The organism is Pseudomonas jilinensis, assembly GCF_003586265.1.
Lineage (GTDB): Bacteria > Pseudomonadota > Gammaproteobacteria > Pseudomonadales > Pseudomonadaceae > Halopseudomonas > Halopseudomonas phragmitis.
Window position 1 is genome coordinate 1 of the sequence record NZ_QJSA01000009.1, and the last position, 14,045, is coordinate 14,045.

The 14,045-nt window shown below is 59.4% G+C and carries 17 protein-coding genes; 16 read left to right on the plus strand and 1 reads right to left on the minus strand.

Translation table 11 applies throughout. From position 1 onward, the window contains the following. Nucleotides 1–71 precede the first annotated feature (71 nt). The 7 genes from C2846_RS10745 (at nt 72) to C2846_RS10780 (ending at nt 4,523) form a co-directional block, all read left to right on the plus strand. Complete coding sequence (locus C2846_RS10745) at nt 72–659, plus strand: hypothetical protein (RefSeq protein WP_119701434.1); 588 nt, start codon at nt 72–74, stop codon at nt 657–659. A 536-nt stretch (nt 660–1,195) separates the two neighbouring features. After that, on the plus strand, nt 1,196–1,573 hold the full coding sequence (locus C2846_RS10755; protein WP_119701436.1) for a VOC family protein: 378 nt from the start codon (nt 1,196–1,198) through the stop codon (nt 1,571–1,573). A gap of 24 nt (nt 1,574–1,597) precedes the next feature. Then, nucleotides 1,598–2,017, plus strand: a complete 420-nt coding sequence (locus C2846_RS10760; RefSeq protein ID WP_205890193.1) for a PaaI family thioesterase — start codon at nt 1,598–1,600, stop codon at nt 2,015–2,017. A 21-nt stretch (nt 2,018–2,038) separates the two neighbouring features. Beyond that, nucleotides 2,039–2,452, plus strand: a complete 414-nt coding sequence (locus tag C2846_RS10765) for a GFA family protein (RefSeq protein ID WP_119701437.1) — start codon at nt 2,039–2,041, stop codon at nt 2,450–2,452. A 35-nt stretch (nt 2,453–2,487) separates the two neighbouring features. Next, complete coding sequence (locus C2846_RS10770; protein WP_119701438.1) at nt 2,488–3,201, plus strand: class I SAM-dependent methyltransferase; 714 nt, start codon at nt 2,488–2,490, stop codon at nt 3,199–3,201. Nucleotides 3,202–3,270: 69 nt separating this feature from the next. Then, nucleotides 3,271–3,786: a hypothetical protein gene (locus C2846_RS10775; protein ID WP_119701439.1), complete on the plus strand. Its 516-nt coding sequence runs from the start codon at nt 3,271–3,273 to the stop codon at nt 3,784–3,786. Nucleotides 3,787–3,806: 20 nt separating this feature from the next. After that, nucleotides 3,807–4,523: an SDR family NAD(P)-dependent oxidoreductase gene (locus C2846_RS10780; protein ID WP_119701440.1), complete on the plus strand. Its 717-nt coding sequence runs from the start codon at nt 3,807–3,809 to the stop codon at nt 4,521–4,523. An 85-nt stretch (nt 4,524–4,608) separates the two neighbouring features. On the opposite strand, the gene C2846_RS10785 is transcribed toward C2846_RS10780, so the two are convergent. Next, complete coding sequence (locus C2846_RS10785; protein WP_119701508.1) at nt 4,609–4,848, minus strand: hypothetical protein; 240 nt, start codon at nt 4,846–4,848, stop codon at nt 4,609–4,611. A gap of 173 nt (nt 4,849–5,021) precedes the next feature. Between C2846_RS10785 and metG the strand changes: the two genes are divergently transcribed. The 9 genes from metG (at nt 5,022) to C2846_RS10830 (ending at nt 13,933) form a co-directional block, all read left to right on the plus strand. Then, nucleotides 5,022–7,070, plus strand: a complete 2,049-nt coding sequence (gene metG / locus C2846_RS10790) for a methionine--tRNA ligase (protein WP_119701441.1) — start codon at nt 5,022–5,024, stop codon at nt 7,068–7,070. A 13-nt stretch (nt 7,071–7,083) separates the two neighbouring features. After that, the gene (gene rsxA, locus C2846_RS10795; RefSeq protein ID WP_080050909.1) at nt 7,084–7,668 is read left to right on the plus strand and encodes an electron transport complex subunit RsxA; all 585 of its coding nucleotides are present in this window, start codon (nt 7,084–7,086) and stop codon (nt 7,666–7,668) included. A 2-nt stretch (nt 7,669–7,670) separates the two neighbouring features. Then, entirely contained in the window at nt 7,671–8,255 is a 585-nt protein-coding gene (rsxB, locus tag C2846_RS10800) for an electron transport complex subunit RsxB (RefSeq protein WP_080050910.1), read from the plus strand. Then, a complete protein-coding gene (gene rsxC, locus C2846_RS10805; protein ID WP_119701442.1) occupies nt 8,252–10,450 on the plus strand; it encodes an electron transport complex subunit RsxC in 2,199 nt (732 codons plus the stop codon). The genes rsxB and rsxC overlap by 4 nt, the downstream gene beginning before the upstream one ends. Then, a complete protein-coding gene (gene rsxD / locus C2846_RS10810) occupies nt 10,450–11,517 on the plus strand; it encodes an electron transport complex subunit RsxD (RefSeq protein WP_119701443.1) in 1,068 nt (355 codons plus the stop codon). The genes rsxC and rsxD overlap by 1 nt, the downstream gene beginning before the upstream one ends. Further along, entirely contained in the window at nt 11,517–12,203 is a 687-nt protein-coding gene (gene rsxG, locus C2846_RS10815) for an electron transport complex subunit RsxG (RefSeq protein ID WP_119701444.1), read from the plus strand. Before rsxD ends, rsxG begins: the two co-directional genes overlap by 1 nt. Then, a complete protein-coding gene (locus C2846_RS10820; protein ID WP_119701445.1) occupies nt 12,196–12,912 on the plus strand; it encodes an electron transport complex subunit E in 717 nt (238 codons plus the stop codon). Before rsxG ends, C2846_RS10820 begins: the two co-directional genes overlap by 8 nt. Nucleotides 12,913–12,915: 3 nt before the next feature. Further along, a complete protein-coding gene (gene nth / locus C2846_RS10825; RefSeq protein WP_119701446.1) occupies nt 12,916–13,551 on the plus strand; it encodes an endonuclease III in 636 nt (211 codons plus the stop codon). Nucleotides 13,552–13,750: 199 nt separating this feature from the next. After that, nucleotides 13,751–13,933, plus strand: a complete 183-nt coding sequence (locus C2846_RS10830; protein WP_080050916.1) for a PA3496 family putative envelope integrity protein — start codon at nt 13,751–13,753, stop codon at nt 13,931–13,933. The last annotated feature ends 112 nt before the right edge of the window (nt 13,934–14,045 follow it).

Here is a 14,045-nt window from a genome sequence, read left to right on the forward strand (position 1 = left end):
CTATTTTTCGTGGGTAGGACCAGCGGTATGGACCGAGCCTCGATTGTAGAACTTAAAAATGGAATTCAGTTATGCCCACTACTGACCCCTGGGAACGTTTTTTGGACCCTGATGTTGTCAAACCCTCACTGTTTGCAGCCACAATGTTCATCACCACGTTTGAGATCGTCAAAAACTCAGTGATTGGTCGCATCCAGGATTTCTACACAAACGGTTGGGATGAAGCCGGGCCCATAGCCGGGCCGGAGTACAAATCAGCGGTAATTTCCAGGAACAAGAACCTGCTCTATGCATCACTTGCATGGTTAAGGGAGCACGAAGTTCTAGATGATGGGGACCTAGAGACATTTGAGGAACTCAAGAAAACCAGGAACCAACTTGCACATAAGCTTTTTGAGATAGTAACGGGCCAAAGGGAATCAGAGCATGAAGCTCAATTCCCGATACTCGTAGAGATATTACGCAAAATCGAGGTGTGGTGGGTTGTTAACGTGGAGATCCCAACCAACCCGGACTTTGATGGACAGGAAATTGATGAGAGCGGTATCGTTCCAGGCCCTGTTTTATCGCTACAAATGCTCATTGAAGTAGCATCAGGCAACACAGAGCTGCTTGAGCATTGGCGCAAAGCACAGATGCAAGGTTCCGGCGATGCCTAACCAACGCGTGTACCGGGACTGGTTTTGAACTTCCCCCGCTAAAGTGGACACTCCTAGCCTATGATTTGGACGTCCCTTCGGGGGTTGACACCTTTTTGCTCATAAAAAATGATCGGTGCCATGTCTTTTCCGATGCCATCAGATGAGGTGAGGTCACGGTTTGTTGGGGGAAGCCCGCAACACACCAAACCCTAAAATATGCACATCCCCCGCAAAATTGGCTTAGGCCTTCTGCTCACACTCGCCATACTGCTCTTCGCAGCACTGGCCAATGGCCCCAGCATATTACTCGACATATTTTTCGCCATGATCTATCTCCCGCTGGCTCCCCTCGCCCACCTGGGGCTGCCGGTTATTGAGCCGGGATCGGGTTGGGGGTGGTCGGGGCCGTCTAATTTTGGTTTTGCGCTTGCCATAGGCTTTTGGCTGGGCGTTTGGCTGTTGGTTGGCCATGTCGTTGAGATAGCCTTGAGGCGATTAAAAACATCGGATTAGCTAACCGGGGTTTTACCTTCAACCAGAGCAGGCACATCACCATGCCCAACCTGAACACCGTAGAAATCAAAGCCTTCGTTCCCGCCCGGGACTTCGAGCTATCCAAACGTTTTTACACCGATCTTGGCTTTACCTTGGCCTGGGGCTCGGACGATATGGCGTATTTTCATGCCGGCTCGTGCAGCTTTCTGCTCCAGCGTTTCTATGTAAAAGAGCATGCCGACAACTTCATGATGCACCTGCTGGTTGAGGATGTGGAAAGCTGGTGGCAGCACCTGTGCAGTCAACAACTGGGCGATAAGTACGGTGTGCGTATACTGCCACCGGAAGACCGGCCCTGGGGCATGCGGGATTTTGTGATTGATGACCCAGCCGGGGTATTGTGGCGGATTGGACAGAATACTGAACGCGCCGTATAGGCAAACCGTGAACAAGGAGGCTTCGTGGACCCCAAGGCTTTTTTCTGGCAAATACAAGAAGGCAAGCTACCTCAACCCGCTGCGGCACGCACTCTCGGCATGACCATCCTGCACGTCGACTCCGAAGCCGGCGTGCTGGAGGCGGAATTCGAAGGCAAAGCGGAATTCACCAACCCGGCTGGCAACATTCAGGGCGGTTTTCTGTCAGCCATGCTTGACGACACGATGGGCCCAGCACTGGCCTCTCAGCTTGCCGGTGGCGAGTTTGCACCAACGCTGAACCTTAACGTGCAGTTTTTCTCACCAGCCAAGCCTGGCAAGCTTCAAGCTATTGGCCGGGTAGAAAAGCGTGGCGGGGCCATCTGTTTTCTATCTGGCGAGCTATCGCAAGCAGGCAAGATTGTTGCCACAGCTACGGCGACGGCAGCCATTCGCAAGCTGTAGGTGTTTGATTAAGGAGCATCCATGTACACAGGCAGCTGTTTGTGCGGCGGCGTGACGTTCAGTATTGAAGGTGAGCTGGAGCCCATTCAGGTGTGCCACTGCAAGCAATGCCGCAAGGCGCAGGGTACGCCGCTGGTGAGCAATATTCCGGTGTCGGCGGCGGCGTTCACGTTGCTCAGCGGTGAGCAGTTGCTGAGTGCCTATGAATCCTCGCCGGGCAAGCATCGATTCTTCTGCAAGGTCTGTGGCTCGCCGGTTTACAGCCGCCGCGACGGTTTGCCAGAGGTGCTGCGCATTCGCGCCGGGACGCTGGATGGTGAGTTGCAGACCCGGCCGGTGGCGCATTTTTACTATGCCCACCGGGCGAACTGGTTTGAGGTCAACGATGAACTACCGAAGTTTCCTGAGGCCTATATTCCGGCGAAGAAGCCCTAGCACCAGCAACGGAACACCCCTGACAGGATGCCCGCATGAACAGTGATGAAATCAAAGCCATCTTCGACCAACAGGCCTCAAGCTATGACGAGCGCTGGGCAAAAACCGCACCCATTCGTGATGCCCTGCACTTTCTCCTGCAAGCTGTGCTGGCAGAGTTGCCCAGCAATGCGCGGATTCTCTGCGTAGGCGCCGGTACCGGTGAAGAAATCGGCTATCTGGCTGAACGTTTTCCGCACTGGAGCTTTGTTGCCGTGGAGCCTTCCGGGGCGATGCTTGATGTATGCCGCCAAAAGGCCGACAAGGCTGGGTTCATATCCCGCTGTGATTTCCATGAGGGCTATCTGGATACGCTGCCAGCCCAGGAGCCGTTCGATGCGGCGACCTGTTTTCTGGTTTCGCAGTTCATTCTGGAGCGCGATGCGCGCATCGGCTTTTTCAACAGCATTGCCACCAGGCTGCGGCCTGAGGGGATTCTGGCCAGCTCGGACCTGGCATCAGACGTCAGCTCCAGCCAGTACAGCGCCCTGCTCCAGACCTGGCTGAACATGATGCTGGCATCGGATATTCCAGCCGCGGGCGTGGAGCAGATGCGTGCGGCCTATGCCAAGGATGTGGCGATTCTGCCGCCCGCGCAGATTGAATCAATCATCCGCGAGGGCGGCTTTGACAACCCGGTGGGTTTCTATCAGGCGGGGTTGATTCACGCCTGGTTCTCCAGGCGTGTGGCAGGATTACAGAGGCAATAGCAAAGATCGGGCATCCCGATCTCCCTCCCTAACGGCGCTGCCGGCCTCACCAGCAAATTAAGGAACAATATGCTTCGAACACTCTGTCTGCTTTTCGTCCTAACAAGCCCGCTTGCCCTGGCCGATGAGTCACTGTTTCTGTGCAAGGCAGACGAACAGCTGATTTTCGGCTGTGACATAGGAGAAAAAACCGTCTCGCTCTGCGCCTCTAAAGAGCTCACCAGAGAATCCGGTTACGTGCAGTACCGTTTTGGCCAGCCGGACAACATTGAGTTTGTGTACCCCAGTGAAAAGACTTCACCCGCAGGGAAGTTTTTCCTGGGGCTTGCTGCGTTCTCTGGTGGCGGGGCCAGCATTGTTCGGTTCGACAATAGCGGTTATGAGTACATGCTGTTCGACAGCATGATCAGGACCAACTTCACTCCGGGCGAGCCGAACTATCCGAAATTCCAGGCCGGTGTAGTGACTCGCCATCGCGGCAAAATCACCTCTACCCGCTTATGCGACGACAACGAGGCAAGCGTCAGGGGCCCGGCATTTGATGTTTTCGAGCGAGAAGACTTTGACTACGACGTTCTGCCCTGACGGCCGAGGAGATACAGCACATGGATTTGATGGTTATTGGTGCCAGCAGAGGGCTTGGCCGGGCTTTTGTTGAAGGCCTGTGCGCCGCTGGGGACCGCGTAATCGGGGTTTCCCGCAGCAAACCAGGCGATCTGCGTTTGCCGGAAGCGGTTCAGCTCGACTGGATTGAGGCCGATATGAGTTCACCGCTTGAGGCTGCGCGGCAGATAGAGCAGCAAATGCCGGCCAGACTCGACGCGCTGATCTACAACCTCGGGGTATGGGAAGAAGCCGCCTTTAGCGAGGACTACCGCTTTCTCGACCATGCGGATGAAAGCATCATCGAGATGGTGAACATCAATATCACCGGGACTATTTTGTTGCTCAAGCGGCTGATCCCCAGGCTGCTGAGCGCCCGCAAACCCCAGTTGATTCTTACCGGTTCAACCTCCGGGCTGCGCCAGAGTGGGCGCCCGGAGGTGGCTTTCGGGGCCTCCAAGTTCGCTTTGACCGGGATTGGCGAGGCGCTGCGCGAGAGTTTTCGGGCTGAGCGACTGGCGGTTACCAGTTTGCAGTTGGGCTATCTGAATACCGATGATGACCTGAGTACGCCGCTGGCAGAGGCTGCACGCCGGGGCGCTGGGGAGTTGGTGCCGGTTCATGATGTGGTTGGTTTGGTGCGGGCGCTGCTTAATCTGTCGGATGCGTCGTACGTGCGCGAACTGGTGTTGCCTGCGCTGAGGGATGAGCGGTTTTGAAAGTCTAGGGTGTTTGCTGCCTGGCGGGCCGGCTTTGCCGGCCTTTGTTCGAGCGGATGCTCGAACTTCCCAGGCCAGTGGCGCACTATTTGGGTGAGGAGTGGGCTTCAGCTTTGCTGCGTAGCCAGGTTTCCAGGTCTTTTTTCCTGATCTTTTCGGCTTTGGCCTGCTGCAGACATTGCAGCAGGTAGGCGCGGCATTCGGGGTTGTCGCCGGCGATGGACAAGGCCAGGTCACGCTGCATCCAGCGCTGGATCAGTACATACAGCCACCAGTGAAAAGCCAGCCCGGCGACGGTGGTGACGACTATGATGAAGTAATCCATGCCCATTTCTGCTCTGAATCGGTATACCAGCGCGCAGTAAACACCAGTACCCAAGCGCGCTCAAGAGATTTGCCAAGGGGTGCGGCAAGACGCCCCTGACAGATGACCCAAACGCCTCAAACAGGTATGATTACCGCCCTTTAAATCCGTTAGCAAGCACAAGCCGAGTACCCATGAGCCAAGCACAACAACGCCAGATCCTGGTAACCAGCGCCCTGCCCTACGCCAATGGTTCGATCCATTTGGGGCATATGCTGGAGTACATTCAGACTGACATTTGGGTGCGCTTTCAGAAACTGCGCGGTCATCAGGCCGTGTATGTCTGCGCCGACGATGCCCATGGCTCGGCGATCATGCTGCGTGCGGAGAAGGAAGGCATTACGCCGGAACAGTTGATCGCCAACGTAAAGGCCGAACATACCACCGACTTTGCCGACTTTCTGGTCGATTTCGACAACTACCACTCGACCCACTCGGAAGAGAACAAGCAGTTCTCCGAACTGATCTATACCCGCCTGAAAGAAGCCGACCACATCGCTACCCGGTCGGTGACCCAGTATTTCGACCCGGACAAGGGCATGTTCCTGGCTGACCGCTTCATCAAGGGCACCTGCCCCAAGTGCGGCGCCGAGGACCAGTACGGTGACAACTGCGAGAAGTGCGGCGCTACCTACGAGCCGACCGAGCTGAAAGACCCGCGTTCGGCAATCTCCGGCGCCACCCCGGTGCTCAAGGATTCCAAGCATTTCTTCTTCAAGCTGCCGGATTTCCAGGCCATGCTGCAGGAGTGGACCCGCAGTGGTTCGCTGCAGGAGGCGGTCGCCAACAAGATTGCCGAGTGGCTGGATTCTGGCCTGCAGGAATGGGACATCAGCCGCGATGCGCCCTACTTCGGCTTCGAGATTCCCGGTGAGCCGGGCAAGTATTTCTACGTCTGGCTGGACGCGCCGATTGGCTACATGGCCAGTTTCGAGAACCTGTGCAAGCGCCGCCCGGAGCTGTCGTTCGATGCCTTCTGGGGCAAGGACTCGACGGCCGAGCTGTACCACTTCATCGGTAAGGACATCGTCAACTTCCATACCCTGTTCTGGCCAGCGATGCTGCACGGTGCCGGTTTCCGCAAGCCGACCGCTGTCAATGTGCATGGCTACCTGACGGTGAACGGGCAGAAGATGTCCAAGTCGCGCGGCACCTTTATCAAGGCCCGCACCTATCTGGATCACCTGAACCCGGAATACCTGCGCTACTACTACGCGGCCAAGCTCGGCCGTGGTGTCGAGGATCTGGACCTGAACCTGGAAGACTTCGTGCAGAAGGTCAATTCCGATCTGGTCGGCAAGGTGGTGAATATCGCCAGCCGCTGCGCCGGGTTTATTCACAAGGGCAACGCCGGGGTGATGGTTGCCGCCAACCCGGCACCGGAGCTGACCGAGGCCTTTGCCGCCGCCGCGCCGAGCATTGCCGAGGCCTACGAGAAACGCGACTTCTCCCGCGCCATGCGCGAAATCATGGCCCTGGCCGACCGTGCCAATGCCTGGATTGCCGACAAGGCGCCCTGGGCTCTGAACAAGGTCGAGGGCAAGCAGGATGAGGTGCAGGCGATCTGCTCGCTGGGCATCAACCTGTTCCGTCAGTTGATCATCTTCCTCAAGCCGGTGCTGCCGAACCTGGCGGCCCAGGCCGAGCAGTTCCTGAATGTTGAACCGCTACGCTGGGAAGATCACCAGACGCTGCTGGCAGGTCACCAACTCAATGCCTTCCAGCCGCTGCTGACCCGCATTGAGCCGGCCAAAATTGAGGCCATGGTTGAAGCCTCGAAGGAAGACCTGGCCGCCAGCGAAACCGCTGCTGCGCCGGCAGGCAATGGCGAGCTGGTCAAGGAGCCGCTGGCTGCCGAGATCAATTTCGACGCCTTTTCCGCCGTGGATCTGCGCATTGCGCTGGTCGAGAAGGCCGAGTTCGTTGAGGGCGCCGACAAGCTGCTGCGTCTGAGCCTGGATATCGGCGACGCCAAGCGCAACGTATTCTCCGGTATCAAGAGCGCCTATCCTGACCCGAGCAAGCTAGAAGGCCGGCTGGTGCTGTATGTAGCCAACCTGGCGCCACGCAAGATGAAGTTCGGGGTATCCGAGGGTATGGTGCTGGCTGCCGGCCCCGGTGGCGAAGAAATCTTCCTGCTCAGTCCCGACAACGGTGCCAAGCCGGGTCAGCGGGTAATGTGAGAGGCCGGGTAACATGACGGAATTTGCCCTGATACTGGTCAGTACCATACTGGTCAACAACTTTGTACTGGTGCAGTTTCTCGGCCTCTGCCCGTTCATGGGTGTGTCCGGCAAGCTGGAGACCGCCATTGGCATGTCGGCGGCCACCACCTTTGTACTGACCCTGGCGTCGATCCTCAGTTACCTGACCTTTCAGTACATCCTGGTGCCGCTGGAGCTGGAATTTCTGCGCACCATCGCCTTCATTCTGGTGATTGCCGTGGTCGTGCAGTTCACCGAGATGGTGGTGCACAAGACCAGCCCCCTGCTCTACCGCGTGCTGGGCATCTTCCTGCCGCTGATTACCACCAACTGCGCCGTGCTCGGGGTGGCGCTTCTGAACACCAACCGTGCCGAGCAGACCTTCATGCAATCGGCGGTCTACGGCCTGGGTGCCGCGCTGGGCTTCTCGCTGATTCTGGTGCTGTTCGCCGCCCTGCGTGAGCGCATTGCCATCGCCGACGTACCCACACCGTTCCGCGGTGCGGCCATCGGCATGATCACCGCCGGCCTGATGTCGCTCGCGTTCATGGGCTTCACCGGCCTGATAAGGTTGTAAGCATGTCTGTCGTCCTGACCGCCATTCTCGTTCTGCTTGGCCTGGCGCTGATTTTCGGCGCGATCCTCGGCTATGCCGCCATTCGCTTCAAGGTTGAAGGCGACCCGATCGTCGATCAGATCAACGCCCTGCTGCCGCAGACCCAGTGCGGCCAGTGTGGCCACCCCGGCTGCCGACCCTATGCCGAAGGTATCGCCAATGGCGAGCCGATCAACAAATGCCCGCCGGGTGGCGAATCGACCATTCAGGCGCTGGCCGATCTGTTGGATGTCGAGGCCTTGCCGCTGGATGCCGAGCATGGTGAAGAAAAGCCGAAGATGGTCGCCTACATCCGTGAAGCCGAGTGTATCGGCTGCACCAAGTGCATTCAGGCCTGCCCGGTCGATGCCATCCTGGGCGCCGCCAAGCAGATGCACACGGTGATCGTTGATGAATGTACCGGCTGCGACCTGTGCGTAGAGCCCTGCCCGGTCGACTGCATCGACATGGTGCCGCTGCCGACCACCCCGCAGAACTGGAAGTGGGACTACCCGCTGCCGCCCCAGCAACTGATCGCCACCGATGCTGCGCGAGGTCAAGCCGCATGAAGTCCGCCATCCGCATCTGGGACATTCCCGGTGGCATCCATCCTGAAGAACACAAGCACGAGTCCACCCAACGCGGGCTGGAACCGGCACCGCTGCCCAAAACCCTGATCCTGCCGCTGCAGCAGCATATTGGTGCGCGGGCTGAGCCTGTGGTTCAGGTCGGCGACAAGGTACTCAAGGGGCAACTGCTGGCCGAAGCCAACGGGGTTGTCAGTTGTCCGCTGCACGCACCAACCTCGGGCACCATTACGGCCATCGGGCCGGCCCCCTACCCGCACGCTTCCGGTCTTGCTGAACTGGCGATTACCCTGGAGGCCGATGGCCTGGATCAGTGGACCACGCTCGCGCCGATCAGCGACTACCGCACGCTCGATCCGGCCCTGCTGCTGGAAATGATCCGCCAGGCCGGTATCAGCGGCCTGGGCGGTGCCGGCTTCCCGACGGCGGTCAAGCTCAAGGCCCGTCCGGAGCAGAAAACCCAGACGCTGATCATCAACGGCACCGAGTGCGAGCCGTACATCACCGCCGACGATACCGCGATGCGCTACAAAGCCGCCGAAATCGTTGCCGGTATCGAAATTCTGATGCATATCCTCAACCCTGATCAGGTGCTGATCGGCATCGAGGACAACAAGCCCGAAGCCATCGCCGCCATGCGTGAGGCGGTGGGCACCCGGACAATGCAGGTGGTGGTATTCCCGACCAAGTACCCGTCCGGTGGCGAGAAGCAACTGATTCAGATTCTGACCGGCAAGGAAGTGCCCAGCGGCGGCCTGCCAGCCGATATCGGCATGGTCTGCCAGAACATCGGTACCCTGCTGGCCATTCATGACGCGGTACTGCTCGGCCAGCCGCTAATCAAACGGATCACCACCCTGACTGGTGCAGCACTGGGGCGGCCAACCAATGTTGAGGCGCTGATCGGCACCCCGATCATCGACCTGCTGCAATTTGCCGGCCTCAAGCCCGACCAGCTCTACCGTCTGGTCATGGGCGGGCCGATGATGGGTTTTACCCTGCAGGATCTGAACGCGCCAATCATCAAGAGCAGCAACTGTCTGCTGGCCGGCACCCGCGAAGAACTGCCGCCACCGCCACCGGCCCAGGCCTGCATCCGTTGTGGCCTGTGTGCCGAAGCCTGCCCGGCAGAACTGCTGCCGCAGCAGTTGCACTGGTTCGCACTGGGCAAGGATTACGACCAGCTCAAGCGTCAGCACCTGTTCGACTGCATCGAGTGCGGCGCCTGCTCCTACGTTTGCCCCAGCAGCATTCCGCTGGTGCAGTATTACCGTGCCGCCAAGGCCGAAATCCGCGCCATTGAACTGCAACAGCACAAGGCCGAGCACTCCAAACAGCGCTTTGAACAACGCCAGGCTCGTCTGCAGCGTGAAGCCGAGCAGAAGGAACTGGAGCGCCAGGCGCGGGCCGAGAAGGCCGCTCGCCTGAAAGCCGCCAAGGAAGCCGAGGCCGCCAAGGCGCCCAAGCAAGCACCAGCCGATACTGAGGCTCCGGCACCGGTCGCCAAACCCGCCGGGCTCAGCGATGAGCAGAAACAACTCAAGATTGCTGCGGCCACGGCCCAGATGGCGGTCAAGAAAGCCAATAAGCAACTGGCCGCCAACCCGGACAATGAAGAGCTCAAGGCGCAGATCGCCGAGCTGGAAAAAGCCGCCCTTGAGGCCCAAGCCGCCTTTGAGGCAGCCACCGGCGGCGCCGCCGCACCGCCTGCTGTACGCGCTGAGGCCAGTGACAAACCGGCCAGGAAGCCGGTGGACGAGAACCTCAAAAAAGCCAAACTGGATCTGGCCATGGCCCGTGCGGCCGTTAAAAAACTCGAGCGCGAGCTGACCGCCACCCCAGACAGCGACGAGCTGCAGCAGCAACTGGCGCAGGCCCGCACAACCCTGCAGGAGGCCGAAAAGGCCCTGCACGCCGCCGAGGATGCCAGCCCTATCCCACCACCTGAGCGTGAGCGCGTCGAGAAGCGCCCGGTGGATGAAGCCACCCGCCAGCTCAAGACTGACCTGGCCATGGCCAAGGCTGCATTCAAACAGGCCGAACGGGCCGTCAAGGACGCCCAGGAGCAAGGCCAGGATGCCAGCGCGCTGGAAGCCGAGCTGGTGAGCAGCCGCGCAGCACTGGATCAGGCCGCCAAGGCCTTTGCCGATCACATGGCCAGCAAGGAGAAAGTCTGATGGCCCTGGTGCGTATGACCTCGCCCCACGCCAAGGGCAATAACAAGACCCAGACCCTGATGCTCTGGGTACTGGCCGCCACCCTGCCCGGCGTAGCCGTGATGACCTGGCTGTTCGGTTGGGGCACGCTGATCAACATCGTACTGGCCAGCAGCTTCGCCCTGGCTTGCGAGGCGCTGATTCTGGCCCTGCGCAAACGCCCGGTGGGCTTCTTTCTGAGCGACGGCAGCGCCCTGGTCACTGCCTGGCTGCTGGCCCTGGCCCTGCCGCCGCTGGCGCCCTGGTGGCTGGTCCTGATCGCTACCAGCTTTGCTATCGTGTTCGGCAAGCAGCTCTACGGCGGGCTGGGCCAGAATCCGTTCAACCCGGCGATGCTCGGCTATGTGGTGGTACTGATCTCGTTCCCGGTGGAAATGACCAGTTGGCCGGCCTGGCGCGGTATTGAACAGGTAATGCCTGATATCAGTGCCAGCCTGGGGTTGCTGGAAGCCTTGCAGCGGGTGTTCATGCCCGCCAGCCTGGCGATTGACGGCTGGACCCTGGCCACCCCGCTGGACGTGGTCAAGAACAACAACAGCCTGACCATGGATGAGCTGCGCCAGGCCCAGCCGATCTTTGGCGCCATGGCCGGTTACGGCTGGGAATGGGTCAGCCTCGCCTATCTGGCTGGCGGTGCCTTCCTGATCTACAAGAAAGTCTTTAGTTGGCATGCCCCGGTTGGCATGCTCGGTGCGCTGGCGCTCATGAGCCTGCTGTTTTGGGGCGGCTCGGGTTCAGACTCCAATGGCTCGCCGCTGTTCCACCTGCTCAGCGGGGCGACCATGCTCGGTGCGTTCTTCATCATTACCGATCCGGTGTCCGGCGCCACCAGCAAGTTCGGCCGGCTGATCTTTGGCGCCGGGGTCGGCATTCTGGTCTATGTGATCCGCGCCTGGGGCGGCTACCCCGATGCGGTGGCCTTTGCCGTGCTACTGATGAATCTGGCCGCACCGACCATCGACTATTACACGACTCCGCGCACCTACGGCCACCGCAAGGCTGAACGCGGCATGGGCAAGGTGGACTGATGAGCGAACAAGAACAGAGCACACAGCCATTGGGCGCCGGTCGCTCGGTAGTGCGCAACAGCCTGATTCTTGGGCTGTTCGCCATGGCCACTGTTGGCCTGATCGCGGTTACCCAGATCAGCACCGCGCCGCGCATCGCCGAAGAACAGCGCCGTGTGCAGATGAGCGCACTGAACGAGATTCTGCCGCATGACCAGCACGACAACGATCTGCTGGCCGATGGGTTCGAGGTCAGCGACCGCGAGCTGCTCAACCTGCCGCGCCCGGCCATGGCCTACCGTGGGCGGGTTGAGAATGAAGTGGTAGCGGTGATTCTGCCGGTGGTCGCGCCGGATGGCTACAGCGGCCGTATCGACCTGCTGGTTGGCGTGCGTGCCAACGGTGAGCTGGCTGGCGTGCGGGCGCTCAATCACCGGGAAACCCCGGGGCTCGGTGACAAAATTGAGCTGGCCAAGAGTGACTGGGTTCTGAGCTTCAACGGCAAGAGCCTGCAAGTGCCCGCTCCGGCCGGCTGGGCGGTGCGCAAGGATGGCGGCGAATTCGACCAGTTCACCGGTGCTACCATCACCCCGCGCGCAGTCATCCAGGCGGTCTATCGCGCCCTGGAGTATTTCGCCGCTCACCGCCAGCAGTTGCTGGAATTGCCCGACGCCAGCACCGTGAATGAGGACAGCATCGATGGCTAGCACCGATTTCAAGAGCATCAGCGCCGACGGCCTGTGGCACAACAACCCCGGCCTGGTCCAACTGCTGGGCCTGTGCCCGCTGCTGGGTGTCAGCAGTACCGCCGTCAATGCCCTGGGCCTGGGGCTGGCTACCATTCTGGTGCTGGTCGGCTCCAACGTGGCGGTATCGCTGATCCGCAGCGCGGTAACCGATGCCGTGCGTCTGCCGGCGTTCGTGATGATCATCGCCGCGCTGGTGACCTGTACCGAACTGCTGATGCAGGCCTTCACCTATGAGCTGTATCAGATTCTCGGCATCTTCATTCCGTTGATCGTGACCAACTGCGCGATCCTCGGCCGCGCCGACGCCTATGCCTCCAAACATCCGGTGCTGCCGTCGCTGATTGATGGCTTCATGATGGGCCTGGGCTTTGCCCTGGTGCTGCTGGTGCTGGGCATGCTGCGCGAACTGGTCGGCTACGGTACGCTGTTCTCCAACATGCATCTGCTGCTGGGACCGGTTGCGGCCGACTGGAAGATTGTGGTGTTCAGCAATTACAAGGATTTCCTGTTCGTCATTCTGCCGCCCGGCGCCTTCGTGTTTATGGGCCTGCTGATCGCCCTGAAAAACGCCATCGACAGCCATGTCAAAGCCCTCCAGGCCGCCCGCGCCGAGAAACCGGCCGCCAATGGCAGCAAACGGGTACGAGTGACCGGGACCATCAGTTAAAGCATGAACAAGGCCAAGCGTTATGAAATCTTCCGCCGACTGCGTGAAGACAATCCGCACCCAACCACCGAGCTCAACTACAGCACCCCGTTCGAGCTGCTGGTAGCAGTGACCCTGTCGGCTCAGGCGACCGATGTAGGCGTCAACAAGGCTACTGACAGGCTGTTTCCGGTGGCCAATACTCCCGAGGCCATTTACGCACTGGGTGTTGAAGGGTTGAGCGAGTACATCAAGACCATCGGCCTTTACAACAGCAAGGCCAAAAACGTCATCGAGACCTGCCGGATCCTGATCGAGCAACACAACAGCCAGGTGCCGGACAACCGCGAGGCGTTGGAAGCCCTGCCTGGCGTCGGTCGCAAGACCGCCAACGTGGTACTCAACACCGCCTTCGGCCAGCCGACCATGGCCGTGGATACGCATATCTTCCGGGTCAGCAACCGTACCGGTATCGCCCCCGGCAAAACCGTGCTGGCGGTGGAAAAGCAGTTGCTCAAGCATGTACCCAAGGAATTTCTGGTCGATGCCCACCACTGGCTGATCCTGCATGGCCGTTACGTCTGCAAGGCCCGCAGCCCACAGTGCGGTAGTTGCCGGATTGAGGATCTGTGCGATTACAAGCACAAGACCTGCGACTGATAGCCTCCTATGTAGAAGCGCTCCACGAGCACTAATTGCAGCCCCTTTTGCGCCGCAGCAAGCCGCTTGCACCACGCGCCGATACCGGGCTCACGATTTTTTCGAAAAATCATATAAAACAATAAAAAAAATCTATTTCCGCTGAGACTTTTCTGCCGCTATAAGGTCCGCAAATGGCACTTCATTGTGGAGTTGAGTCATGGCCAAAGCGAAAGCCGAAATCGAACTGGACGATGATGAATTTGTGGATGAGGATGACGCGCCGGATACCGATCCGGCAGCCAATTCCAAGGCCAGCCTGACCAAGCGTCGGCTGATCGACAATTATCTGGAAGAACGTCGTCTGCAAAAGCAGTTGTCCGACTACGACTTCGACCTTTAAGGCAATACGCCCCCCTGCCGCTGCAGGGGGTAGCCTCAAAGCTGGGTTCGCGGACCGGCTGATCAGCATACCTTCGAACTACCAACCATCCCTTTCTGATAGCTTTGACCAA

Excerpts from the sequence above, each read along its gene's own strand:
- C2846_RS10745 (WP_119701434.1), top strand. The coding sequence starts at position 72 with ATGCCCACTACTGACCCCTGGGAACGTTTTTTGGACCCTGATGTTGTC.
- C2846_RS10755 (WP_119701436.1), top strand. The coding sequence starts at position 1,196 with ATGCCCAACCTGAACACCGTAGAAATCAAAGCCTTCGTTCCCGCCCGG.
- C2846_RS10765 (WP_119701437.1), top strand. The coding sequence starts at position 2,039 with ATGTACACAGGCAGCTGTTTGTGCGGCGGCGTGACGTTCAGTATTGAA.
- C2846_RS10770 (WP_119701438.1), top strand. The coding sequence starts at position 2,488 with ATGAACAGTGATGAAATCAAAGCCATCTTCGACCAACAGGCCTCAAGC.
- C2846_RS10775 (WP_119701439.1), top strand. The coding sequence starts at position 3,271 with ATGCTTCGAACACTCTGTCTGCTTTTCGTCCTAACAAGCCCGCTTGCC.
- C2846_RS10780 (WP_119701440.1), top strand. The coding sequence starts at position 3,807 with ATGGATTTGATGGTTATTGGTGCCAGCAGAGGGCTTGGCCGGGCTTTT.
- C2846_RS10785 (WP_119701508.1), bottom strand. The coding sequence starts at position 4,848 with ATGGATTACTTCATCATAGTCGTCACCACCGTCGCCGGGCTGGCTTTT.
- metG (WP_119701441.1), top strand. The coding sequence starts at position 5,022 with ATGAGCCAAGCACAACAACGCCAGATCCTGGTAACCAGCGCCCTGCCC.
- rsxA (WP_080050909.1), top strand. The coding sequence starts at position 7,084 with ATGACGGAATTTGCCCTGATACTGGTCAGTACCATACTGGTCAACAAC.
- rsxB (WP_080050910.1), top strand. The coding sequence starts at position 7,671 with ATGTCTGTCGTCCTGACCGCCATTCTCGTTCTGCTTGGCCTGGCGCTG.
- rsxC (WP_119701442.1), top strand. The coding sequence starts at position 8,252 with ATGAAGTCCGCCATCCGCATCTGGGACATTCCCGGTGGCATCCATCCT.
- rsxD (WP_119701443.1), top strand. The coding sequence starts at position 10,450 with ATGGCCCTGGTGCGTATGACCTCGCCCCACGCCAAGGGCAATAACAAG.
- rsxG (WP_119701444.1), top strand. The coding sequence starts at position 11,517 with ATGAGCGAACAAGAACAGAGCACACAGCCATTGGGCGCCGGTCGCTCG.
- C2846_RS10820 (WP_119701445.1), top strand. The coding sequence starts at position 12,196 with ATGGCTAGCACCGATTTCAAGAGCATCAGCGCCGACGGCCTGTGGCAC.
- nth (WP_119701446.1), top strand. The coding sequence starts at position 12,916 with ATGAACAAGGCCAAGCGTTATGAAATCTTCCGCCGACTGCGTGAAGAC.
- C2846_RS10830 (WP_080050916.1), top strand. The coding sequence starts at position 13,751 with ATGGCCAAAGCGAAAGCCGAAATCGAACTGGACGATGATGAATTTGTG.